This window comes from Commensalibacter sp. M0268, from assembly GCF_016101925.1.
GTDB lineage: Bacteria > Pseudomonadota > Alphaproteobacteria > Acetobacterales > Acetobacteraceae > Commensalibacter > Commensalibacter melissae.
The window spans coordinates 21,603-45,149 of the sequence record NZ_JACFPQ010000004.1 but is presented as its reverse complement, the minus strand read 5'-3'; the positions used below and the strand labels follow the sequence as shown (position 1 = coordinate 45,149).

The 23,547-nt window shown below is 37.6% G+C and carries 22 protein-coding genes; 8 read left to right on the top strand and 14 right to left on the bottom strand.

Going from position 1 to position 23,547, the window contains the following annotated elements:
* Positions 1-99: 99 nt before the first annotated feature.
* Positions 100-2,394 carry a TonB-dependent hemoglobin/transferrin/lactoferrin family receptor gene (locus H3R28_RS07385; protein WP_198210528.1) on the bottom strand — a complete coding sequence of 765 codons (2,295 nt, stop codon included), beginning with the start codon at positions 2,392-2,394 and terminating at the stop codon, positions 100-102.
* A 268-nt stretch (positions 2,395-2,662) separates the two neighbouring features.
* Here H3R28_RS07385 and H3R28_RS07380 point away from each other — a divergent pair, with 268 nt between their 5' ends.
* From H3R28_RS07380 to H3R28_RS07365, 4 genes are all read left to right on the top strand, one after another.
* A complete protein-coding gene (locus tag H3R28_RS07380) occupies positions 2,663-3,232 on the top strand; it encodes a biliverdin-producing heme oxygenase (RefSeq protein WP_198210527.1) in 570 nt (189 codons plus the stop codon).
* 339 nt (positions 3,233-3,571) lie between these two features.
* Complete coding sequence (gene exbB / locus H3R28_RS07375; RefSeq protein WP_198210526.1) at positions 3,572-4,300, top strand: tonB-system energizer ExbB; 729 nt, start codon at positions 3,572-3,574, stop codon at positions 4,298-4,300.
* Positions 4,297-4,713, top strand: coding sequence for a biopolymer transporter ExbD (locus H3R28_RS07370; protein ID WP_198210525.1), 417 nt, complete (start codon positions 4,297-4,299; stop codon positions 4,711-4,713). Before exbB ends, H3R28_RS07370 begins: the two co-directional genes overlap by 4 nt.
* A 4-nt stretch (positions 4,714-4,717) precedes the next feature.
* Positions 4,718-5,521: an energy transducer TonB gene (locus H3R28_RS07365; RefSeq protein WP_198210524.1), complete on the top strand. Its 804-nt coding sequence runs from the start codon at positions 4,718-4,720 to the stop codon at positions 5,519-5,521.
* 71 nt (positions 5,522-5,592) lie between these two features.
* Here the strand turns inward: H3R28_RS07365 and H3R28_RS07360 are convergent, their stop codons facing one another.
* The 4 genes from H3R28_RS07360 to H3R28_RS07345 form a co-directional block, all read right to left on the bottom strand.
* Positions 5,593-6,852: a mechanosensitive ion channel family protein gene (locus tag H3R28_RS07360; protein ID WP_198210523.1), complete on the bottom strand. Its 1,260-nt coding sequence runs from the start codon at positions 6,850-6,852 to the stop codon at positions 5,593-5,595.
* A gap of 117 nt (positions 6,853-6,969) precedes the next feature.
* Positions 6,970-8,682 carry an aminodeoxychorismate synthase component I gene (gene pabB, locus H3R28_RS07355; protein WP_198210522.1) on the bottom strand — a complete coding sequence of 571 codons (1,713 nt, stop codon included), beginning with the start codon at positions 8,680-8,682 and terminating at the stop codon, positions 6,970-6,972.
* 234 nt (positions 8,683-8,916) lie between these two features.
* Entirely contained in the window at positions 8,917-10,167 is a 1,251-nt protein-coding gene (tyrS, locus tag H3R28_RS07350; protein ID WP_198210521.1) for a tyrosine--tRNA ligase, read from the bottom strand.
* Between the two features lie 143 nt (positions 10,168-10,310).
* Positions 10,311-10,787, bottom strand: coding sequence for a hypothetical protein (locus H3R28_RS07345; protein ID WP_122122980.1), 477 nt, complete (start codon positions 10,785-10,787; stop codon positions 10,311-10,313).
* 489 nt (positions 10,788-11,276) lie between these two features.
* On the opposite strand from H3R28_RS07345, the gene H3R28_RS07340 reads away from it, so the two are divergent.
* Together H3R28_RS07340 and H3R28_RS07335 are read left to right on the top strand one after the other, a co-directional pair.
* Positions 11,277-11,774, top strand: coding sequence for a hypothetical protein (locus H3R28_RS07340; RefSeq protein ID WP_198210520.1), 498 nt, complete (start codon positions 11,277-11,279; stop codon positions 11,772-11,774).
* 284 nt (positions 11,775-12,058) lie between these two features.
* On the top strand, positions 12,059-13,102 hold the full coding sequence (locus tag H3R28_RS07335) for an SDR family oxidoreductase (RefSeq protein ID WP_155564960.1): 1,044 nt from the start codon (positions 12,059-12,061) through the stop codon (positions 13,100-13,102).
* 92 nt (positions 13,103-13,194) lie between these two features.
* Here H3R28_RS07335 and H3R28_RS07330 read toward each other — a convergent pair whose 3' ends face one another.
* Positions 13,195-14,046 (bottom strand): squalene/phytoene synthase family protein, encoded by an 852-nt coding sequence (locus tag H3R28_RS07330; protein WP_255518695.1) that lies wholly within the window; start codon positions 14,044-14,046, stop codon positions 13,195-13,197.
* A 155-nt stretch (positions 14,047-14,201) separates the two neighbouring features.
* On the opposite strand from H3R28_RS07330, the gene H3R28_RS07325 reads away from it, so the two are divergent.
* Entirely contained in the window at positions 14,202-14,810 is a 609-nt protein-coding gene (locus H3R28_RS07325; RefSeq protein WP_110439365.1) for a superoxide dismutase, read from the top strand.
* Between the two features lie 34 nt (positions 14,811-14,844).
* Here H3R28_RS07325 and yajC read toward each other — a convergent pair whose 3' ends face one another.
* A complete protein-coding gene (gene yajC, locus H3R28_RS07320; protein WP_370552840.1) occupies positions 14,845-15,291 on the bottom strand; it encodes a preprotein translocase subunit YajC in 447 nt (148 codons plus the stop codon).
* 117 nt (positions 15,292-15,408) lie between these two features.
* On the opposite strand from yajC, the gene H3R28_RS07315 reads away from it, so the two are divergent.
* Positions 15,409-16,266 (top strand): ATP-binding protein, encoded by an 858-nt coding sequence (locus H3R28_RS07315; RefSeq protein WP_198210517.1) that lies wholly within the window; start codon positions 15,409-15,411, stop codon positions 16,264-16,266.
* A gap of 74 nt (positions 16,267-16,340) precedes the next feature.
* On the opposite strand, the gene serS is transcribed toward H3R28_RS07315, so the two are convergent.
* The 7 genes from serS to argS all read right to left on the bottom strand — a co-directional run bounded on the left by serS (position 16,341) and on the right by argS (position 23,442).
* Positions 16,341-17,621, bottom strand: coding sequence for a serine--tRNA ligase (serS, locus tag H3R28_RS07310; RefSeq protein ID WP_198210516.1), 1,281 nt, complete (start codon positions 17,619-17,621; stop codon positions 16,341-16,343).
* Complete coding sequence (tatC, locus tag H3R28_RS07305; protein WP_198210515.1) at positions 17,621-18,403, bottom strand: twin-arginine translocase subunit TatC; 783 nt, start codon at positions 18,401-18,403, stop codon at positions 17,621-17,623. The genes serS and tatC overlap by 1 nt, the downstream gene beginning before the upstream one ends.
* Positions 18,400-18,942 (bottom strand): Sec-independent protein translocase protein TatB, encoded by a 543-nt coding sequence (gene tatB, locus H3R28_RS07300; RefSeq protein ID WP_198210514.1) that lies wholly within the window; start codon positions 18,940-18,942, stop codon positions 18,400-18,402. The genes tatC and tatB overlap by 4 nt, the downstream gene beginning before the upstream one ends.
* Before the next feature lie 83 nt (positions 18,943-19,025).
* Positions 19,026-19,595 (bottom strand): SMC-Scp complex subunit ScpB, encoded by a 570-nt coding sequence (scpB, locus tag H3R28_RS07295; RefSeq protein ID WP_232351270.1) that lies wholly within the window; start codon positions 19,593-19,595, stop codon positions 19,026-19,028.
* Between the two features lie 2 nt (positions 19,596-19,597).
* Positions 19,598-20,455 (bottom strand): ScpA family protein, encoded by an 858-nt coding sequence (locus H3R28_RS07290; RefSeq protein WP_232351269.1) that lies wholly within the window; start codon positions 20,453-20,455, stop codon positions 19,598-19,600.
* A gap of 27 nt (positions 20,456-20,482) precedes the next feature.
* Positions 20,483-21,640 (bottom strand): SPOR domain-containing protein, encoded by a 1,158-nt coding sequence (locus H3R28_RS07285; protein WP_198210506.1) that lies wholly within the window; start codon positions 21,638-21,640, stop codon positions 20,483-20,485.
* A complete protein-coding gene (argS, locus tag H3R28_RS07280; RefSeq protein ID WP_198210504.1) occupies positions 21,637-23,442 on the bottom strand; it encodes an arginine--tRNA ligase in 1,806 nt (601 codons plus the stop codon). Before argS ends, H3R28_RS07285 begins: the two co-directional genes overlap by 4 nt.
* Positions 23,443-23,547: the final 105 nt, after the last annotated feature.

Below are 23,547 nucleotides of genomic sequence, written 5' to 3'. Positions count from 1 at the left end.
ATTTTATTTAATTTTCTTTTATGCATAATAAATCAGGCTCTTACAAAAATATAAAGACCTGAATACTATGCAGAAATTCAAAATTTTAAAAAAATCAAATCAGAAATCTATACGTACAGTCACCTTGAAATAACGTCCCGGTTGAGAGAAATATGCCTTCTGTAGACTGCGAGAGGATTGTCCAACCGGCAAAGAAGATGCATTATAATATTTTTTGTCAAACATATTATACATACCAAATTGAAACCGCAAGGGACGATAAAAAGAAGGTCTGTACCATCCGGTCAAATCAAAAACAACATAACCTGGCGTATTCCACTGTTTGGAAAGAACACCCGTGTTATTCAAAAATTTGGCATTGTCCCTCGCTATTGCAAAAGTGCTTGATAAATCCGTTCCCCAATTATCTGTTTTATATCCAAACCCAATAATTCCCCGGAAAGGTGCTATTGAACTTAAAGCATAATTTATATCTGTATTACGTCCATGGGCATATGCAAAAGAGGCCCACGTATGCCAGTTGGGATCGAATTCCCAGTTCATACTGGCCTCTGTTCCATAAATACGAACACGAGACAGGTTATCATAGCCAAAACACATTTGTGTTCCGGTGCAAGGATTGATACCGATCATATCAATATAATTGCGATAGTAATTATCATAAAAGGCAATATTGAAGCCCCGTCTTGAATTGCCATATTTAAATCCAACTTCCCAACCACGACCTGTTTCAGCCTTTAAATCGGGATTACCAGTGACCTGATACATGGGAGGCGTTCCATAACTTAAATACTCTTCATTTGCACTGGGTGCACGATAGGATTGTGAATATTGCGCATAAGCAACCAATTGATGAATAATCCGGGCTTCGACCAAAATCTTTGGAGAGTAACGAGAGCCACTGGCCCCTTTGGGCAATCCATTGTAAATTGGATTGTTTTGATATTTCGAAGTGTTATGCGGATCCCGTTTAAAATAATCAAACCTTACACCTGATGTGATATGCAGCCACTCATTTTTTCCAATGCCAATACGATCTTGTAAAATGGCCCCCAAATCAGTCCCGTGCACATTTGGCATATCCGAAAAATTATTATGCAGGAATGGATTCTTGGTGGCATTCCATCCTGATTGATACTGACTTGTATCTGTTAGATAAGCTTCACCCCCATATGTAACTGCATGATGTATCGAGCCTGTAAACACGTTCATTGTTGCATGTCCAACCACTCCATAAGATTGAACATCCATGTCCAGTTTCTGCCAGGAATCACGCTTCGGCATTAAATCATAACGATCCGAGATATTCGTTATAACATTATTATCCTGCCAATAGGCAATAAACTGCCCTTCGCCAAATAAATCCTTGGCTGGGTCCTTTGCCTTGTAATCATAATGGACAGAAAAACGGGAGCGTTGATTTTCACTCTGTGTACGATAAAATTCCTCTTTTACCCGTTGAGAAGTCAATGTATGTTCATCAACATTGCGATCGACCCATTCTCCTGTTATTCCTAGCCGATGACCGCCTGAAAAATAATGGATGACCTTTCCAACGAAACTTCCCTGATCGTAAGAGGCAGGATTACGTTTTGTACGTGTATTTCCATACCCCCCAGTATGTCCCATATTTCCGGTTTCACTACCATTGGAATAGCCTCCCTCCAGTAAAAATAGTGTATTTTTGTAACGTGTGGCAAAAATCTGGTTTAACAAAGCGCTTGCACTGACGCCATCATAGGTAGTTTTTGTAATCCCGCCAAATTTTTGTCCTGATTTTAAAATATCCTCTGGATTAAAAGTTCGTAAGGCAACCACTCCACCCAAAGAACCTGTTCCAAAAAAGCTGGAATCTGCACTTTTAATAACATCTATTCCACCCAAAGAATTAAAATCAAAGGTTGATAAACCACCCTGTTGAGTCGTAAATGCACTTGCAAATGCACCATCATTTGCCCACATCATACGAATACCATCAATCGTTGTTAATAAACGACTTTGATCAAGACCCCGCATATTAATACTATAATTATTTGAATTATAGTTAATTGCCGCATCCACACGACGCGAATAATCCTCCAAACTATCGATCTGTTTATCCCTGAAAGTTTTAAAGGTTGTTGTTGTCGTTAAAACTCTTGATTTTCCTTGGGAGCTATAATCTTTATCGGGATCAATTTTTGTATAAGACAATATCGGGTCTGATTTTCCCTTGACTTGGATCGGAGAAAGCTTTAGCGAAGTCCCTTTAATATTGTTTTTCTGATTAAATTGATCCGATCTTTTTTCTTCATCTCTCTGTTGCGTTTTGAGGTCCGGCAATAAATCCTGATTAATGGGATTAGATGATTGACCCCAAGCTGATATATTGGTCAAACCTAAAAAACCGGACATTACAAACCATGGAAATTTATATGAAAATGGAAAAAAAAAATGTTTTTTTTGAATAGTCTGCATGGAATTCATCAATCGTTATTGTGAATGATTATTAATAACTTTTTGATGACACAACTGAATTTTAATGTCAATAAATTAATAATGATTCTTAATATCAATTGATATTGATAATTACTATTAATTGGTATATGTCTAAAAATTATGGTGTTAAATAAATTTAGCCATCTTAACTGATTAATTTTCATGCAATAATGGAAACACAACCATGACAGATTCAGGAACCCTTACTTTAACAGAAGCTTTACGTCTACAAACACGAGAAACTCACGAAAAATTGGATCATTATCTTACCAGCCTTGGATTATTCAACAACATTGAACTCTACAAGAAATTTCTCTCACTTCAATATTATATTCATCGTGATGCCAACAGTTATTATCATGACCAAATATTAACAGCCATTATCCCTGATCTCATCAATCGCAACCGCTTTGAAAAAGTGAAAGAGGATTTGAAAGATTTAAAAATTGATATCCCTTCCACTATCTTTACTTCACCGAACACAACGAATGCTTCTGAGGCGGTAGGTTTTCTTTATGTTGTCGAAGGATCTAAACTTGGGGCAAATACGCTTTTGAAACACGTGAAAAAAATTGGTTTATCTGAAAATTATGGGGCACGACATATGGCACCAGATCAAGATGGAAGAGGTGCATCTTGGAAAATATTTCAAAATTCAATTAACCAGGCAAAATTGGATATTCATACCACCATTAAAAGTGCCACCACCGCATTTAGCCAAATCCTTGCCTATGCTAAATTTGTAACGACATAACTTTAATTACATAAAACCGGTTATTTATTAAATAACCGGTTTTACATACAAATATCCTTATTGCCATCTTTACATAAAAATTTTCTATTTTTTACGATACAGAAAAATATTTAATCTTAGGCTTTCTCATCCAGTTTAATACCAGTTCTATAATTTGATAATGATAATTAATATCACTTAATATTGATAATTAATATCACTTAATATAAGATAAAATTCATTAAGTTGAATTACCTGTTAAAAATTTATTAAATATATAGGATCTTATTGGATTAACATCATGTCAGATACATTTATAGAATCATATTTTATCTCTCATCGTCTATATGGAGATAACTAATGACCACTTTATCTTTTTCATCCTGGCAACTATTTGAAAATGCAAATCCTGTTGTGCAGTTTGTCATGATCATGCTTTTACTTGCCTGCTTAATCAGCTGGACAATTTTTATAGCGAAATATATAGAGATTTTCCGCCTCAACCATAACCTTTTGATTGATAAGTTCCGTTTACAAAATGCAAAAGAATTGATGCCTGACATTGATCTTTCCAAAAAAGGGATTGGTAGGACAATGTTAATGGCTATCACGGATGAATATCAGTGTTCCAATGTTTTGACACATGATTCGGAAGGGCTGAAGGAAAGGATTGTATTGTTATTAGAAAGAATTGAAAGCAATGAAGGTCATTATTTAAATAAAGGGACCGGTTTTTTGGCAACCATTGGTGCGATTTCACCGTTTATAGGCCTATTTGGAACAGTATGGGGGATCATGACATCGTTCACAGGGATCGTTTCCACCCAAACAACAAGTCTAACGGCTGTTGCCCCGGGAATTGCAGAAGCCTTACTTGCCACGGCTGTTGGTCTGGTTACCGCTATACCTGCCGTAATATTCTATAATATGATTCTTCGTTCAAACGCGAATTGCAGATCGAAAATTGCAGACTTAAGTACCATTTTCATGCGTCTGGTTTCTCGTGACATAAGCAAGTTGCAAATAAAAGACAAGAATACACAGATCATACCCTTTCAACCAAAAATGATGGGGGAAAAAATATCATGATCCGTATGCGTCATGCTGATAACGATTCAAAAGAAATATGCGATATCAATGTCACACCATTTATTGACGTGGTTTTGGTTCTCTTAATTATCTTTATGATTACCGCACCTTTGACAACAGTAAAAATTCCGGTCACTTTGCCTTACTCTTCCTCAAAAAACATGAAACAACCCAACCACCCTGTTTATCTAACACTGAAAACAGACCATACCCTAACCTTAAATGATAAAACTATTTCATTAAAGGATATCAATTCCACTATTAACATTGCAACAAACGGCAATAAGGAAGAACATATCTTTCTTTATGCGGATACCAAAATTGATTACGGCTCTTTCATTATGGTAATGGATCAACTCCGTGCCGCGGGTTATCATAAAATTTCTTTGGTAAATTTACAATACAAACAATAATGGCATGAAAACCTCCACGATTACTGATAAAATTTCCTTTACAGAATGGCAAGCCAATCGAAATGATCTCAGATCTAAAGAAAACCGTTATATAATAATTGTTTCCTTTATCGTCTCTTTATTAATTCTTATTTTTCCTTTTTTTCTTTTTTACAATAATTCTTCAGTGCCCAACAAACCCGTTGTTACTGAAAGCAGTGCTCTTGTACTTGACTTATCCCCCAATCGAACAGAAACTCCGACTTCACCATTATTGAATAAACCTACAACACTTGCTAAAACAGAACCCTTGACACCCATTCAAAAATTATTGCCAAAATTTCCTGTCTCAAATATTCTACCTGATATACCAAGAATAGAAAAATTCTCTAAACTCAAAATAAAGCAACCTTCCCAACATATTATTCCACAACATACTTCTCAATCTGGATCAAATTCAACATCCACATCAAAAAATAATAATACCAATCATCCATCAGAAAAGGATCAAAACGCACAAGTCTCACACACTTCTTCAACATCCGCTAACTGGCAGGGAATGGTTTTAAATAAATTCGAACGTTTCAAACATTACCCGCCTGAAGCCCAAGCTGATGACCTAGAGGGAACCGCCATTTTGCACATTACCATAAATCGCCAGGGAATCATCCTAACAAGCAGTCTTGCAAAAAGTTCCGGATATTTGATCCTGGATCGAGAAGTCCTTACTTTATCCCACCGCGTTAAAAAACTTCCTCCTCCACCCGATGATATCCAAGGTTTACTAATTAATTTGGATATTCCTATAGAATTTCATATAAAACAATAAAAAGAAATTTGTTAAACAATATCTAAATGTTGATCTGTTCAACAAATTCTTGTCTTACCACACATCAATCATTATGCAGCATTTCCCTGATAAACTGTCACAGAAGAACTGTTTCCAGATGGATTTTGATATGCACTTAATGAAAACTCCTCAATAACCGCATAGGCATGTTCAAAAATTTCCGATTGAATGGCTTCATAATCCTTCCAGACAACTGTATTGCTAAATCCATAAATCTCCAACGGTAACAATCCTGTTGCATCGGGGGCCATCTGTCGCACCATATAGGTCATCTGATTAAGAATACGAGGATGATTTTTCAAATATAAATCCAAATAGATACGGTAAAGACCCAGATTTGTGATTGACTGGCCTTTGGATAAATATTTGCCTAAATCCATAATAAATTCTTTATTATCAACCTTGTCCTTATATTTTTCTGAATTTGCAAAGGGTTGAAGCAACTTGCTTTCTAATATTTTTTCCTTTTCCTCAGGTGTTATATAATGAACGGTTGTAACATCAATATACACAGAACGTTTGATCCGTCTACCGCCAGATTCCTGCATTCCACGCCAATTGGTAAAAGAATCGGAAACAAGCGCATAGGTAGGAATCATCGTAATTGTATTATCAAAATTGCGAACCTTGACAGTTGTCAAACCAATATCCATTACAATTCCATCCGCACCATATTTGGGCATTTGTATCCAGTCATTTACACGCATCATATTATTTGCAGATAACTGAACTCCCGCTGATAAGCCCAGAATGGAATCCTTAAAAACCAACATGATGACAGCTGCCATGGCTCCCAGTCCACTGATCAGGATAAGTGGCGATTTGTCAATTAGTACGGAAAGAATAAAAATACCAAAAAGCAGCGCGGCCAATAATTTAAATCCTTGAAATATACCTCCAAGCGGAAGCCGTGCCGCTATATCCAGCTTACTTGCAAATTTTAAAACAATATCCAGAAATGAAAATATTGACAGAAGTGCACAGACCAATACCCAAACTTTTGCAGCAATCATAAGAAAAACTAGCGTTTTCACACCCTGATGCACCCAAAAAGTGGTCTGTAGTATGACAATCAACCCCTGCACAGTAAAAGCCATACGGCTAAATAACTGATTCTCTGTAACGACCTTGCTCCATAGTCGCGTGCTTTTTTGTGCAAATTGAACCAATCGGACCAATACAATCCGATGTAAAATCACATGAACAATGGCCGCCGTAAGGATGATAATAGATACAGCTGTTAAAAACAAAGTAAACTGATTAAATTTAAAACCATGTTGCTGTAAAAAATCTATAATATGTTGTTGCATATTAACCTCTTGATTAATTGTGCGATAAAATAATTTTTCATTAATAATCTCATAAAAAAATCTGGTTATTTTAACCCAAATATGTCTTCGATATCTTAATATCTTATCTGTAGTATTTTAATCGTTTAACGAATTTTTCCAGATCACTTTACGCCATTTACGAACACTGTTTATAAAAGCGATCTGACTTCCTACCTGTATATCCTGTTTATAAATCACCTGTTCTGTCGCTATGCCCTGATCCAACAGATATTGACACATCGTTCCTCTCAAGAGGCCAGAAGAGACAGGTGGCGTAACCCATTTCCCCCCTTTACACAAAAGAATATTTCCATTGACAAATTCTGTAACTTCATCTTTCTCATTAAAAAGTAATTGTTCACAATCCAATGTAACAGGAGGATAAAAATCCCTTCTTGTCGTTTTATGGTATAGAAACATATTATCTGACAGAACAGGTTCTTTCGCCCATCTTGCGATCAAATCGTGATGTAAAGACTGAATAGCATTAATTTCTATCTGGATTAACCCTTTTTGATCTAACAATATTCTTACCTTCCAGCATCCTCGTTCATATTGACAGGAGAGATGTTGCAGGCTTTTTAACAATTCTGCCTGGTTAAAGGAAAAATCAAAATATTCAGCCGATTTTTTCAGCCGGTCCAGATGTAAAGATAAAAGAAAATAACATCCATTCTCTAGCAAGACTGATTCAAGTAAATGATCGGGTATCCAGCGATCATACAAAACCTGTATTTTATGAATAACTTCACGATATTCATCCTTGGAAGTGGAATCCCAAGTTATTCCTCCTCCAACACCATATACAGCTTTTTTATTTTGGACAACCAACGTTCGAATAGGAACGGAAAATATCGCTTCTTGATCAGGGGTTACTATCCCAATAGCACCACAATAAACTTCACGCGGCTGTTTTTCAAGCTTTCGAATAATTTTCATTGTATTTGCTTTCGGTGCACCAGTTATAGAACCACATGGAAATAACGCCCTAAAAATATCCAATAATGTTGTTTTTTCCTTTAATAGTGCAGTTATTTCTGAAGTGAGTTGCCAAACTGTAGGATATTTTTCTTTATCGAACAAAGATGAAACCTTCACACTTCCCTGCTCTGCAATTTGTCCCAAATCGTTACGCAGCAAGTCAACAATCATCAAATTTTCAGCACGATTTTTTTCATTATTCAATATTTTCCCGTTTTCAAGATCCTCCGTTAAGATTAATCCCCTTGGGGCTGTTCCTTTCATCGGTTTAGCAGTAATTTTCCTTTCTTTTACCTGAAAAAACAATTCCGGAGATGCCGAAAGAATTTGAAACAATCCAATATCCAGATATGCACTATAACTTGATTGTTGGGCCTGCAACATATGCAGATAGAACTCATACGGGTCTTCCTGGAAATCCGTTCCCATTCTCAATGTATAATTCACCTGATAGGTATCACCGTCAGCGATATGATTTTTAACAGCTGCAATAGCTTGTTGATATTCATGCCATGAACAATCAGGTTGCCAATTCATTAATCCAAAATCAATTTTTTTAGATTGTGGTTTGAATTTTCTTTTTATCGGTTTTTCAAAAATACCAAACCATAACAATGGCATTTTTTCAGGAGGATGCGTTATCAAATAAGAACGAAAGGCAGACGCGGCTTCATACGTTATAAAACCTGCTGCATAATATCCTTTTCCTACCCATTCCTCTATTTCCTGTATACAGGATAAAACCTTATCCAACTGACGTGTTTGTATAATCCTCAAAACATTTTCGAAATTGTAAGGATAGTTTAAAAAATCAAACTGTAATTTCATAAAAACCGTAAACGAAAAAAGATAATCACTATAAAATTATCAATTTTTTAATCTAATTCTATAATAATACAGCGATGTATATTTATTTTATAATCATTGATAGAAAATGATTCATTTAATTGTATAAAAACCAAATCATGAAAATAAATCTTTTAAAACCGATATTTGGTTTTTAAAAGGTTAAGACAAAAAACGATTGTTCTAAACGGTAATATTAAAAATAGCATCCTTATACTATCGACAACGTATCAATATATGATTTTTACGACCTGATGACAGCTTAATAACCCCATCACATAACGCATCATCAGTAATAATTTGTCCCTCATCACTAAGTTTTTCATCATTAATTCTTGCTCCACCCCCTCGAATTAATCTTCTGGCTTCCGCATTACTATTCACTAACTTTCCAAGAACAAATAAACGAAAAACAGGAACACCCTGTTGTAGCATTTCGGTGGGCAAGACTATTTCGGGTAATCCGTCTTGAGCCAGTTTACCCTGCTCAAATATGTCTCTAGCCGCCTTCTGTGCAGCTTCTGCTGCGCTACGACCATGACAAATTGCAGTCACTTCTGTTGCCAGCATTTTTTTCGCCTCGTTTATTTCCGCTCCTTGCAAAGCGGCTAAACGTTCACATTCCTGAATGGAAAGATCTGTGAAAAGTTTAAGAAAACGACCAACATCCTGATCTTCCGTATTACGCCAAAATTGCCAGAAATCAAAAACCGAACATTTCTCCTTGTTAAGCCAAATGGCTCCTTTGGCTGTTTTTCCCATCTTGACCCCTGAACTTGTTGTCAATAAGGGGGCTGTTAATCCAAATACCTGTTTTCCCTCCATTCGACGTACAAGTTCTACACCAGATACAATATTTCCCCATTGATCTGAACCACCCATCTGTAAAACAGTTCCATAACGACGATTTAATTCGCGAAAATCATATGATTGCAAAATGGAATAGTTAAATTCAAGAAATGATAACCCTTGTTCTCTTTCCAAACGTGTTTTAACACTGTCAAAGGATAACATACGGTTAACTGAAAAATGAATGCCAACATCCCTTAGCAAGTCAATGTAGGAAAGCTTTTTCAGCCATTCTGCATTATCAACCGTAATTGTTTTGTTTTCGCCTGATCCAAATTGTAAAATTTGATGAATATTCTGGACAATCCCATCTAAATTCCGGTCAATTGTACCCTGATTCATCAAGCTGCGTGCCTCTTCCCGGAAAGAGGGGTCTCCGATTTGGGCTGTTCCACCACCAACTAAAGCAACGGGCTGATGTCCATGTTTTTGCAATAAACGCAACAGCATCAGCTGTACCAAAGACCCGACATGCAAACTGTCAGCTGTCGGATCAAATCCGATATATCCAGAAATAGAACCTTTTGCCATACGCTCATCCAGGCTTTCCAGATCAGTCGCCTGAAAAATAAATCCTCGTGCCTGTGCTTCCTGTATAAACGAACTTTTTGGGGTCATAATATTATCTCAAAATCAGATTTGGTCAAAAATTTAATCAACGTTGACTTGAACTCGGCAAATCAGATTTTTCTATGTATCATGAATTAGTTTAAAATCAAAGAACACGCTTTAAATGTTCCTCAAAACTAAAGAGACTCTTTTTATGAAGGGGGTAATGAAATGGGCGGTGCATACCCATTTGACGGGTCAGTGATCCTGACCTTTTGCTGAGACTGGCGTGAATGTTTTAACCCTAACAAAATAGACGGGGGTGAAACATAATGATTAGGTGTTCCACTTGTATATTCACGCATAGTCGATTGATCATCTGTCAAGGCAGGATGTTCAGAATTGGTATAGACACCCCCCTCCTCGATATAGGGATCTGGATGAGTATGCCAACCTTTTTTACGTAGCGGATTATGCATCTGATGTTTGGAAGGGTATAAACCTCTTTTTTTATGATAGGATGGAAAAATGCCAGTATCAGTATTATACTTATTCTCCGATTGATGGATATTCCATTCTTCATTCGGGGTTTCCTTAGTTGTCACAGAAGGCTTGGCATAAATTGAATGACTTGATGAATCATATAGACTTATCCCAATCATGAATAAGAAAAGTTGGTATTTTTTCATAATTCGCTCATATCCCTTAATAATCGCCTAGATTATAATATTTTTTTAGACAAATGGTGAATGTTTTTTTGATTATCTTTTTATGATTTGCATCCGAGTGATCGGACAAAAAAACTTTTCTTGAACAATTATACTCAAATAACATTTAATATTTTATTTAAGCCTAAAAAACTTTGGAAATCCAACATTCATTTATAAATTAGCTAAATTTTTATTTCAGTAATTTTTTAAACCATTTGTCTTTTTCCTATGCCAATGCAGGTGAAAGCTAGGTTTACGATAATGATTATAACACGATAGGTGGCTTTAATTCTGATTTCGATAAGGTATATGATAAGTATTGTCAATTTATTGGGTAAGGTTGATCATAATTCCGGTAAGATATATAATTAAGAATGATCATTTTATTAGGTAAGATTGACCCAAAACATCACAACCGGGATTAATATTATTAAAAGATAAACTTACATCAAAATGGGTATGGTAATTATGAGGATTATAAAAAAAAGACTTTTACTGTCCTATAGCGCTTTTCTGGGATTACTTTTATCCTGTCCAGCCTTGGCTGAAACTACCCAAGTCACAGACGAATCAAAAACGACCATTAATCACTCCCCAACGGGAGATAACATGATGCATCAAAAATTTGATTTTCTAAAATCCTACGCTCATGAAAAAAACCAAGATTTCGATAAAGATCTAAATAAGCTGGAAAAGCAAATCCAAGACAAAAACAGCAATCTACACAAAAATCTGGAACAACTTAAAACCTATACACATGATAAAAAGAAAGATTTAAATGAAGAAATTGAATATCTTAAAACACAAATTAATGATAAGAACAGTGACCTTTATAAAAAACTCAATGAATTAGAAACAAAGGCCAAAGACAAAAATAGCGATATATATCGGGAACTGAAACATATAAAAGATATAATCGAAAGTCAGCCTGATCAACCCAATAAACCAGCATCTTTAAGCAAATAAAGATAACATTTAATAACTGGAGAAACTCTCTTTTCTTCAGTTATCTTTTTTCATTAAAATTCATAGAATAACTATATCTCGTAGCATTTCATTATTTGCTATATAATTAAGTAATAAATTAAAATATATTGAATTTAAAATATTTAAAATATAGAATAGAAATTATAATGAGTTATATAATATAAAATAATTTTGCCAATAATAATTAATAAACTTATCCAAGTAATAAAATTTAATTATTAATTTATTATTTTATATTTCTCAAATTTCTTTAGGTGATAAATATGTCTGAAAAAGAAAAGTCTGAGAATAATGCGAATCCTTCCGTATTTCATACCAACTCTCGTCGCCAAGTCCTTACCGGTGTTGCTGTTGGAGCTGCCGCTTTAGCGACAAACAGGAGTATTCATGCCATGCCTGAACATGTTGAAAATAAATCTATCCCTCCTCTAAAAAACCCAATGTCCCTATACCCAACGCCTCCCTTTTCTAAACAGCCACAACCTTGGCCTGGTTTACAGTCCAAGATGCAACCTGTTCCTGATTGCGGAGAAAAAACATATCAGGGAAGCGGACGTTTAAAAGGACGACACGCACTAGTTACAGGAGGTGATTCCGGTATTGGACGCGCTGCCGCTATAGCCTTTGCACGTGAAGGAGCGGATGTTGCCATCAATTATCTACCACAAGAAGAACCTGATGCAAAAGAGGTCATTGATCTTATTCAAAAAGCCGGACGTAAGGCTGTTGCATTACCCGGTGATATCCGGAATGAGGAATTCTGTAAAAAACTTGTTGCAGATGCTGTAGCCAAATTGGGTCAAATAGATATTCTTGCCCATGTGGCTGGAAGACAAAAATATTCTGAACAACTGACTGATATAACAACAGAAGAATTTGATTGGACAATGAAAACCAATCTTTATGCACTTTTCTGGATCACCAAAGCTGCCATTCCACATTTGCCACCTGGCAGTTCCATCATCACCACCTCTTCACTCGTATCATATATGCCTCCAGAAATTCTGGTGGATTATGGCATGTCCAAAGCAGGTATCAGCAACTTTACCAAATCAATGGCCAAACAGCTTCTTCCCAAAGGAATACGTGTCAACTGTGTTGATCCAGGACCTTTCTGGACCCCCCTACAAATTTGCGGGGCTCAGCCCCAATCAGCTATTCCCAACTTTGGTGGTGAAAGTCCGTTTAAACGACCTGGGCAACCTGCAGAAATCGCTCCCTTGTATGTTACACTTGCCTCTACTGAATCATCTTATGTAACAGGGCAAAGCTGGGGAATTGTGGGAGGAACAGGACAACCTGGATAATCTTATTATTTTCTGCTTTATAATCTCTAATATCCATTATTTTTAAGGTTCATTAATTTTATAATGAACCTTTTTTATAAAAAATCATCTTTCTAAGTCTTGCTTATTTTCAATTTAACCCAATAATTTGCCTTTAAAACGGACAACTTGTCTCCAATTCCACGTTTCCGGGACAAATGATCCCATTGTTCAAACCTGTGTAGATCCCGTTTGGCCAAAATAACAGGTAAAATAACGGATCTGTAATGACGATCTAACAAACAAGCCTTCTCGCTTCTTCGCAAATAAAAATATGCCTTTTCTATTAAAATATCACGGATTGCATTAAGTTCTGATGATGTTACGCTAATTCCGTTTTCTGACCGCTGTAACGAGAAATCATGAATTATCTCTGCTGGCAAAGGACAACGCCCTTTTCTAAATATATTCGGTAAATTTTTTGAAATATGAACGGTTTCACTGGCAATACCCGCTGCAATCACCGCTTCAACCAACGGTAATTCTCTTATTTTAAAAAGACTTGCAAGAATCCGCTGAATTTGTCCAACAGACCGCACCATTATCGAATCCCAATGATTCCAATTTTTTATACCCTCTAATTCTTCTTCGCGAGCGGAAATGATTTTTAAAAGATCTTCAGCAGAAAACAAATTTCGATCCAGAGAATCCTTGATATAAGGCGCAATTTCATGATCCCGGTCGGATTTGTTTGCCAACAAGTCCCGCCACCATTGCAAACGGATATAACCCGCCATTGGCCCTGCCACATCCCATGAAGAGGATAGGGTAACGGCCCGAGTAATCTCGGTATAAAATGCCAATAAACGAAAATATTGTTCTCGTAAATCAGAAGGCATAAAAAGCGCGCAAAAGAAGTGATCTGGATCAGACTTTCTTATATATTGGCCGCAAAAAGAAAGGGGTTTAGATTTTTCTTTAATCATTTTCAAAAGATATATATAATTTATGAAGGAGATGTGCCTAAAAAATTTATCAATTAATCTCTGTAAAATTCCGCATAATCTCTATATAAGAGAATTAAGAACCAAAAAGGTCTTATATAATTTTTTAAAATTATTGCAATATATCGAGGAACCAAATGTCTTTTGAATTACCACAACTTCCCTTTCCCTATAATGCTCTGGCTCGTTCAGGAATGAGCGAAGAAACCATGCAATTTCACCATGACAAGCATCATCAAGCTTATGTTAATACCCTGAATGATCTTATCAAAGCAAACCCTGCACTTGAAGGGAAATCATTAGAAGAATTAATTGTAACGGCAGCAAAGGATGAATCCTTAACACCTGTTTTGAATAATGCAGGTCAACATTACAACCATTCTTTATTCTGGAATTCCCTAAGTCCTGATGGTGGTTCAATGTCTCCTGCATTTGAAGAGTTAATCCGTAAAAATTTTGGTTCAGTTGAAAATTTCAAAGCTGAATTCAAAAAGGCCGCTACCACGCAATTTGGCTCGGGATGGGCTTGGCTGGTTTTGACTTCTGACAATAAATTAATCGTTACCAAAACACCAAATGGTAAAAACCCGATTTCCGAGGGCCAGGGAAAGCCTCTATTAACCATTGATGTATGGGAACATGCATATTATATTGATTTCCGTAATCGCCGCCCTGATTTTGTGGATAATTTCCTTAATAACCTCGCAAATTATGATTTTGCAGAAGCCCAAATAAACGCAAAATAAACTGTATCAAGGAAACCGGCATTCCGCCGGTTTTTTATTCCGCTTTTACCGTTTCATCAGCTTTATCCAATGTAACAGCCTTATTTTCTTTGGCTTCTTTTTTACCTTGGTTTTTTATCTTGGATTGGGTATTTTCTGTTTGGACCTTACTTTCCAAAATAGTCGTAACAGTACTACGAACAACCATTACTCGAACATTTGACGCAATTTCCACTTCCATTTGATCTGAATCTTCCTGGTTACGTACAATTTTACCAACAATACCACCCGCGGTTACAATTTTATCACCCCGTCGCAATGCTTTCATTTTTTCACGAACTTGCTTGGCTTTTTTTTGCTGCGGCATAATAACAATAAAATAAAATACCAGAAATATTCCAATAAAAGGCAGTAAACTCATGATTGTGGCAGTACCACTTCCACCACCACCTGCACTTTGTGCATAGGCAGGAGTAATAAATAAATCCATAAAATTGATCATCAAACTGCTTTCCTATCTTATTCACATTACGTATATTGATCATCTATCATTATAGGCACCTTCATACACTATATAAAGTATCTCGCATATTACAAGATCATGAAAACCGGAAAAAAGATGACTCAATCCCTTATCCCCTTACTGGAACGTATCGCGATTTCCCTAGAGAGACTTGCCCCTCCTCAGCCAAAAATTGAAAATATTGATAAACATAACTGTTTTATCTGGTCCGCCCAGAATAATGAATTGACACCCATTCAGAACATGTCTTTTATCGACTTTCATCTGTTACAAGGTATCGAAAACCAAAAAGAAACACTTTTTCTGAATACATATCATTTTGCCAAAAATCTTCCCGCCAATAACGTTCTTTTATGGGGGGCAAGGGGAACAGGAAAATCTTCATTGATCAAATCGGTTTATCATGAAGTAAACAGCAAACTATCAACCATTTGCCCTCTTTTGAAAATTATTGAAATTCCCAGGGATGATATCTACTCCCTGCCCATTCTTTTACGGTTATTGAAACCTCTGTCTTACAAATTCATCATTTTTTCAGATGATCTTTCCTTTGAATCAGAAGACCGTGATTATAAAGCGCTCAAATCTGTATTAGACGGTGGAATTACCGGACGCCCAGAAAATGTGTTATTTTACGCCACAAGCAATCGTAGACATCTAATGCCAAGGAATATGATTGAAAACGAATCCTCTTCCGCCATTAATCCTTCTGAAGCCATTGAGGAAAAAGTATCTCTTTCTGATCGTTTTGGATTATGGATCGGATTTCATAATTGTTCCAAAGATTTATTTGATCAGATTGTAACAGAATATGCAAAAGCAAGAAAATTACCCATTTCAAAAGAGGATCTCATAGCACAGGCCAACGAATGGTCAGTTACTCGTGGTGCCAGAAATGGCCGTGTTGCCTGGCAATTTATAGAGGATTTAACGGCCAAATTATCCAGTGGATAACACTTTTTTCTTTTTACAATTTGACAGTCCAAAAACAAAAGGGGGTGAATTTTATCCCCTTTTGTTATATTTCATTATCCGATTTTTTCAATACCACCCATATAAGATCGAAGCACTTCAGGAATAGATATTGAACCATCCTCATTTTGATAGTTTTCCATAACAGCAACCAAAGCCCGTCCAACTGCAACACCAGATCCATTTAAAGTATGCAAAAATACCGGAGGCGTTTTTCTACCCTCTTCAGGTTGTGGGCGATAGCGAGCATTCATGCGACGCGCCTGAAAATCACGTGTATTGGAACAAGATGAGATTTCGCGCCAGGCTTGTTGGCCTGGCAGCCAAACTTCCAGATCCCAGGTTTTTGCTGCCCCAAATCCAGTATCACCAGAACATAACAAGACACGACGATAGGGTAATTCCAATTTTTCAAGAACCATTTCGGCACAACGGGTCATCCGCTCATGCTCTTTTTCACTTTCTTCAGGTGCGGTCACACTGACCATTTCAACCTTATAAAATTGGTGCTGTCGAATTAATCCCCTTGTATCACGACCAGCAGCTCCTGCTTCACTTCGGAAGCAGGCGGTTAAAGCAGTTCTGCGAACAGGTAATTGATCATAATTGATTATTTCACCTGCCTGTATTCCTGTCAAAGGGACCTCTGCTGTTGGAATTAGCCAACGATCATCTTTTGTACAAAAAGACTGATCCCCGAATTTAGGCAATTTATCCGTGTTAAACATGGTCTGTTCATTAACTAGTAATGGAACGACATATTCCTCGTAATCATGTTCAGTTGTATGAAAATCCAGCATAAATTGTCCTAGGGCACGATCAAGTCTTGCCAACGCTCCACGTAAAATGCTGAACCGTGCGCCCGCTAACTTGGTAGCTGCATTAAAATCCATCAACCCTGATTTTTCGCCCAACTCGAAATGCTGCAATGGAGTAAAACCAAATTCACGTATTTTTCCCCAATAATGTACAACAACATTTTCAGTTTCATCTTTTCCTGTCGGAACCTCCACAGCCAAACGATTAGGCAAACTTGCCAGAACCTCAAAAATTTGTTGATCCAGTTTATCCGCACGCGTCTGCAATGAATCTATTTCCTGACGCAACCTTATGGCTTGCACTTCCAAAACGGAACTGTTTTCTTTATTCCGTTTTAACTGACCAATTTGTTTTGAAATATTATTTCGATCAGCTTGTTTTTGATGCAGCTCATTCAAATATGAGCGCCGTTCCTCATCATACGATAATAATGTCTGACTAACTGCGGATAATCCACGACGGGCCAAATCGTTATCAAAAGCCACAGGATCAGAACGCAGAGCACGAAAATCATGCATTATAATAATTCCTTTTCTGGTTTGGGTTCCACCATTCGGGCAGATAAAATTGAAATCTCATATAAAATAATTAAAGGGATAGCCAAGGAAGTTTGTGTAATTATATCGGGAGGTGTAAGAACTGCAGCGATTACAAAAGCAATAACATATGCATATCTTCTGAATTTCTTTAACTTTAATGAAGTCACAAAACCTATTTTTGCCATCAATGTCAACATGACAGGAAGCTCAAATGCAATACCAAAAGCCATGATTAACCGCATAACTAACGAAAGATATTCGGAAACCTTGGCTTGCAATTCAATATGCATATTATGATCCCCTCCAACCTGAAACGATAAAAAGAATTTCCACGCAAAAGGAAAGACAAAGAAATAAGCGAGCGCTGCACCCAGTAAAAACAAAATCGGTGTTGCAACCAAAAAAGGCGCAAAAATCCTTTTTTCATTTCGATATAATCCCGGGGCGATATATATCCATGCTTGAATGGCAAACATAGGAAATGAACAAAAAATTGCACCGAAAAATGCCAACTTGATATAAGTGAAAAATGCCTCATATAAGGCCGTATAAATAAGATGGGGTTGTTCTCCCTGTTGTCGCATGGCTTGCGCCAAGGGGTGGGCCAAGAACATATAGATTTGTTCCGAATAGTAATAACAAAACCCAAAAGCAATCAAAAAAGTTGCCAGACAGACAATCATTCGACGACGTAACTCAATAAAATGTTCCATCAGAGACATTGATTTATCATTGATCAACTCTTCTTCGGGAATATTCATGACCATCCCTGTTCCCTGTAATTGACAATTTGTGGTGGAATCATCGCTGGAACAGGTGGAGCTGATCTTTTAACCTGTAAACGCTGCGCAATTGCAGGAGGAAAAAAAATTGGAGCTGGATCTTTTTTTGCCAAAGCTTCCAGATCAGGTTCCTTATGATCGGTTGACGCTGAATATTCGGGAATAATCTCAGGCTCTTTATTTGAAAAAGGAATTTCATAAGGTTTCGGAGATTGAATAGATGTTTGATTTAGGGGGGAATTCAAATTCTCCTGAAGTGTTCTATCTCGATCGATTACATCCAATATTGCACTTTTAATATTCATACGACGTAATTTCATCAACTGATCTTTGGCTTCCTTAAGGTCTGGATCCTTAACCATCTCATCCACCTGACTATGAAATTCACGTGCCATGCCCCTGCATTTTTTCACTACGTCACTAAACCAATGGACAATTTTTGGAAAATCTTTTGGTCCTATAAATATCATGCTGACAATCCCAATCAATATCAGTTCTGCCCAAGAAAAATCAAACATGCTTTATATTGCCCCCTCTATTTCCATAATATGCATCATGATTTGGTTTTATATGATTTGTTTAGCAAAGAATTACCACTTATTTATTCATCATTTAAAGAATGGTACGGAATATCTCCAAATAACTCCTCTTTTTTTGGCAAATCATTCAAATCATTTAACCCCAAATAAGTTAAAAATTCTTTGGATGTTTTCCATAAAGTTGGTCGTCCTGGTACAGATTTATGTCCACAAGGTTTGATAAGACCATATTCCAATAAAGTTTCCAAAACAGTTTGGCTTAAACCGACCCCTCGAATTTTTTCGATATCTGTCCGAGTGCAAGGCTGATGATAAGCAACGACGGCCAAGGTTTCCATTGTTGCACGAGATAAACGCTTTGGCCTGGCAATGATTTTTACCAGATATGCCGTCCATTCCTGAGCTGTCCGAAATTGCCATCCACCGGCAACTTTACATAAACGAATGCCACGATACGCATAATCCTCTTGAAGTGAATGAATAATGTCAAGGATGCTAACAGTTGCCTTTCCTTCAGGATTTAAATTTATTGAATTTTTTTCCAGCAAAGATTCAATTGATTGTTCTGAAACAGGTTCCGTTTGCGAAAATATATATGCTTCGATCAACCCTTTTAAATCTTCCAAGTCCATCCTCATTCCGCTTCCAAATTTTGATGATAGGATTGGCCGTCATTTCGTGATTGCAATCGAATTTGACCAAACTGCTCTTGCTGATCAAGCTTTATTTCACCAAGCTTTGCCAGTTCCAATCCGGCCAGTAACATTCCGCACCAGGCAGCTTTCCATTGTTGCTGTTGTTGGACAGGTGATTGATCCTTTTTATTAACCGCCTCCCAACGGGGTAGAAAAGCATCCAACGCATGCCATCCAGGTACATGATGAGATTTGAGTAAACGTTTCAAACGATTTAGAGCATCTTTGACCGTCCAAAAATGAAACGATCGAATTCGCCACTCCCTTTTTTTATTTTTACGATGGAATATCCGAATATATGCGTCAATAAAACGTGCACTATCCAATATCAATCCAGAGGAATCCACTGAAGTAAGATCTTCATAATATCCCCTGGCAAAAACCTCGCTCCCCAATAAAGGTCGCTCCTGCATCCACAATGCCGCTTTATTGATTTGTTCCAGCCCTTGCAAACGTTCTTGAAGTAAATCAACCGCCTGTTCAGTATCGCCAAAATGATCAGTTTTTTGCGGCAATAACAGACATGATTTCAACCATGCCAACCAACTCGCCATAACCAACCAGTCGGCTGCCAACTCCAATCTTATTTTTTTTGCAGATTCAATAATTTGTAGATATTGCTCAACCAGTGGCAAAATTGATATCTGAGTTAAATCAACTTTTTGGGTTTTAGCCAATTGCAACAACATATCCAACGGCCCTTCAAATCCATCAAGCCGAACAATGAAAGTCTCATCATTCCATGAAGAAGAATGATTTTCCATTTCCGTCTCATGAACAAGATCCGATTGCCGCATTGTTATACCAGATTTATGAAAACCAGATTAAAAATTGGCCAACGTGCAAGAAAGACTTTTCGTTTTCAATTGGCTACAAAAACTATTTGCCTGAGTCTTGGAGGTAAAACCCTTAATTCTTATTCGATAAATCGTATTACCCTTAACATTAGCCTTTTGAATGGTGGGAGAATATTGCCCCAATAACTCTGGAGCTTTTTTGCGCATGACCTGCCATTGTTTTTGTGCTGCAGCATTTGACCCTAATGCACCCAACTGCACAATAAAATGACCATTTCCTACGCGTTTTTCTTCCAATTTTACAGAAGGGACTTTTTTACCGTTATCTTGACGATGATGCCGAATAGGTTTTTTTGAAGGAACAGGCACAACAGATTTTTCTGCCTCATCCGATTGTTCATCAGAGACATTACCCTCATCTTCCTTTGATTGTGCCTGCTTTTTGTTTTTATTCTCTGGCAAGTCATTACCCATTGATGACGTTGCCGTCGATGGAACTGCAACCGAAGGTACATTATTGGGAGACGATACTCCATTATCCATAACATTGCCATTCACATTGGTCATTGCGGGAGTCTGATTATTAGAGGCTGTTGAATTGCCTGTTCCATATTGTGCAGCTAATGCCGATGGGTCAGCCTGTTCAGGTCCAGGCGCAAGAACAGGTTTTCCATTCGCTTCCATTTGACCTTCAGCCTTATCCATACCAATAGTTTCTGTGTTGTTTTCCGGTAAAGGTTTTTCCTTGGCAGCAATTTGAGGCGGTTCAAAAACGGGAATACCCTGATGTCCTGCATGAGACATCATCCACCCTCCAATGAAAAGCAATAAAATACCGCCAATTCCCGCTGCGGCATAGGCTAATCGACGTGTCGAGGAATCTCCATGAAATAAATTCTGCATAAATGCGAAACGTGGCTGTCCGCGACGATCATAATCCTCATCATATTCGTCTTCTTCATCGTCTTCTTCATGATAACGTGATGCCATTCTTTCCCTGCCATTTGGATCAGGATGATTTTGACGTGGAGACAATCGTCCATCATCTTCACGGGCAGGATTCATATGTGGGTCTTGTCCACGCATCATATTCTCTCTACCCTGACCCGAACGAGAGGCTTCCATGGAATCATCATCAAAAAATGATCTTTTTCTAGGGGGTTCAGGTGAATTTTGATCCATCATCTCATTTCCTCAACTGGTTCTATTCCCAAGACCTGCATAGCAGAACGAATTACACTTGCAATAGCTTCAATCAACGCCATTCTGGCCAACGTGCCATGAACATCACCTTTTTGGATGAAGCGTAAAGTCGCATCATCCCGTCCGGCATTCCACAATGCATGAAAATCTGATGCAAGCTCCATCAAATAATAGGCAATACGATGTGGTTCACGCATCAAGGCGGCGCTTTCAACTGTACGGGGCCATTGTGCAAGTCGCCGCATAATCGCTAATTCCTCTTCATTTCTGATATTGGATAGATCCGTTTTTGCCAGAGCGGAGGCCGTTAATCGCTCTTGACCAAAAATCTCTTCAGCAGAACGCAAAACGGAACGGCATCTTGCATGCGCATATTGAACATAAAAAACAGGATTGTCACGGGTTTGAGCAACAACCTGTTCAAGATCGAAATTCATTTGCGCATCAGATTTACGTGTTAACATGGTAAACCGCACCGCGTCTTTTCCAACTTCATCGATCAGATCGCGTAATGTTACAAAAGTGCCTGCCCGTTTGGACATCCTTACAACCTCACCATTACGAACAACTCGAACGATCTGACATAAAATAACTTCAAAATCAGTTGACACATCCACTGGACTTAGAGCTTTTACTGCCGCATTCATACGGGAAACATACCCACCGTGATCTGCACCCCATACATCCAATAGAATCTGATAACCTCTTTTTATTTTATCATAATGATAACCTATATCATTAGCAAAATATGTTGCACTGCCATCAGATTTCCGTAAGGGACGATCCACGTCGTCACCATAAGCCGTTGATTTAAAAAGTGTTTGTGGACGAGCTTCCCAGTCATCTGGCAATTTCCCTTTGGGAGGTTCCAGTATACCTGTATACACCAGTCCCTTTTTTTCCAATATCCGAATTGCCTGATCGGCTATACCAGATTCAAGAATTGCACGTTCTGAGATGAATTCTTCCTGCAAAACACCTAAAGCTTTTAGATCTTGACGGATATCATGCATCATATGAGTCAAAACGCACTGTTTAACTTTTTCAAACCATGCTGGAAACGGTTTTTGTTCTACGCCCTCCAATAATGTCTTACCATATTGCTGAGCAAGATCCTGTCCAACTGGAATAAGATAATCTCCTTGGTATTGCAAACCGGTTGGCATGTACGCCTTGTAACGCTCTTCAAAATCAGCCGGGGAACAATCTCCTTCAAGAACCTGGACATAACGCCAATAGGCTGCCCATGTTAATGCAACAACCTGATTACCTGCATCATTGATATAATATTCCTTGGTAACGTCAAAACCAGCCTTAGCCATCAAATTGGCCAACACATCCCCAACGACCGCGCCACGACAGTGACCAACATGCATTGGCCCTGTCGGATTGGCAGATACATATTCAATGTTGGTTTTGATATTATTTCCAATCTGACTGTTTCCATACGCTTCCTGTATCTGCAAAATCGTTGAAACGAGATTTTGAAAAACAGAAGGGGCCAATTTCAAATTCACGAATCCCGGCCCAGCAGATTCAGCCTTTTCAATACCAGAAACAGATTGCAGGCGTTCAGCCAATTCCTTGGCAATTTCCTGTGGCCGACGCTTGGCAATTTTTGCCGTAATCAAGGCTGCATTCGTCGCCATATCCCCATGTGAAACATCACGTGTAGGTGTCAATTCAATTCTTTTTATCAAATCTTCTGACAAATCAGGTAATATTTGTCGCAAGGCCTTTATAACACAATGATAAAAGGAAACATATAAATTCTGCTCAGCCATACAAAAATTATCTTTCTTTATAAACACCTTATCCATACCCAATTAATCAGCAATCCTGAAAATAAAATTGACCATACCCTAAACAAGACTTTGAACCATCCAACA

Coding starts and splice junctions, on each gene's coding strand:
- H3R28_RS07365 (WP_198210524.1), top strand. CDS start 4,718: ATGAAAACCTCCACGATTACTGATAAAATTTCCTTTACAGAATGGCAA.
- H3R28_RS07330 (WP_255518695.1), bottom strand. CDS start 14,046: ATGATTAAAGAAAAATCTAAACCCCTTTCTTTTTGCGGCCAATATATA.
- pabB (WP_198210522.1), bottom strand. CDS start 8,682: ATGAAATTACAGTTTGATTTTTTAAACTATCCTTACAATTTCGAAAAT.
- H3R28_RS07315 (WP_198210517.1), top strand. CDS start 15,409: ATGACTCAATCCCTTATCCCCTTACTGGAACGTATCGCGATTTCCCTA.
- H3R28_RS07285 (WP_198210506.1), bottom strand. CDS start 21,640: ATGATGGATCAAAATTCACCTGAACCCCCTAGAAAAAGATCATTTTTT.
- yajC (WP_370552840.1), bottom strand. CDS start 15,291: ATGATCAATTTTATGGATTTATTTATTACTCCTGCCTATGCACAAAGT.
- H3R28_RS07345 (WP_122122980.1), bottom strand. CDS start 10,787: ATGAAAAAATACCAACTTTTCTTATTCATGATTGGGATAAGTCTATAT.
- scpB (WP_232351270.1), bottom strand. CDS start 19,595: ATGGACTTGGAAGATTTAAAAGGGTTGATCGAAGCATATATATTTTCG.
- H3R28_RS07360 (WP_198210523.1), bottom strand. CDS start 6,852: ATGCAACAACATATTATAGATTTTTTACAGCAACATGGTTTTAAATTT.
- H3R28_RS07325 (WP_110439365.1), top strand. CDS start 14,202: ATGTCTTTTGAATTACCACAACTTCCCTTTCCCTATAATGCTCTGGCT.
- tatC (WP_198210515.1), bottom strand. CDS start 18,403: ATGAATATTCCCGAAGAAGAGTTGATCAATGATAAATCAATGTCTCTG.
- exbB (WP_198210526.1), top strand. CDS start 3,572: ATGACCACTTTATCTTTTTCATCCTGGCAACTATTTGAAAATGCAAAT.
- tatB (WP_198210514.1), bottom strand. CDS start 18,942: ATGTTTGATTTTTCTTGGGCAGAACTGATATTGATTGGGATTGTCAGC.
- H3R28_RS07290 (WP_232351269.1), bottom strand. CDS start 20,455: ATGCGGCAATCGGATCTTGTTCATGAGACGGAAATGGAAAATCATTCT.
- H3R28_RS07380 (WP_198210527.1), top strand. CDS start 2,663: ATGACAGATTCAGGAACCCTTACTTTAACAGAAGCTTTACGTCTACAA.
- H3R28_RS07335 (WP_155564960.1), top strand. CDS start 12,059: ATGTCTGAAAAAGAAAAGTCTGAGAATAATGCGAATCCTTCCGTATTT.
- serS (WP_198210516.1), bottom strand. CDS start 17,621: ATGCATGATTTTCGTGCTCTGCGTTCTGATCCTGTGGCTTTTGATAAC.
- H3R28_RS07340 (WP_198210520.1), top strand. CDS start 11,277: ATGAGGATTATAAAAAAAAGACTTTTACTGTCCTATAGCGCTTTTCTG.
- argS (WP_198210504.1), bottom strand. CDS start 23,442: ATGGCTGAGCAGAATTTATATGTTTCCTTTTATCATTGTGTTATAAAG.
- tyrS (WP_198210521.1), bottom strand. CDS start 10,167: ATGACCCCAAAAAGTTCGTTTATACAGGAAGCACAGGCACGAGGATTT.
- H3R28_RS07370 (WP_198210525.1), top strand. CDS start 4,297: ATGATCCGTATGCGTCATGCTGATAACGATTCAAAAGAAATATGCGAT.
- H3R28_RS07385 (WP_198210528.1), bottom strand. CDS start 2,394: ATGTCCGGTTTTTTAGGTTTGACCAATATATCAGCTTGGGGTCAATCA.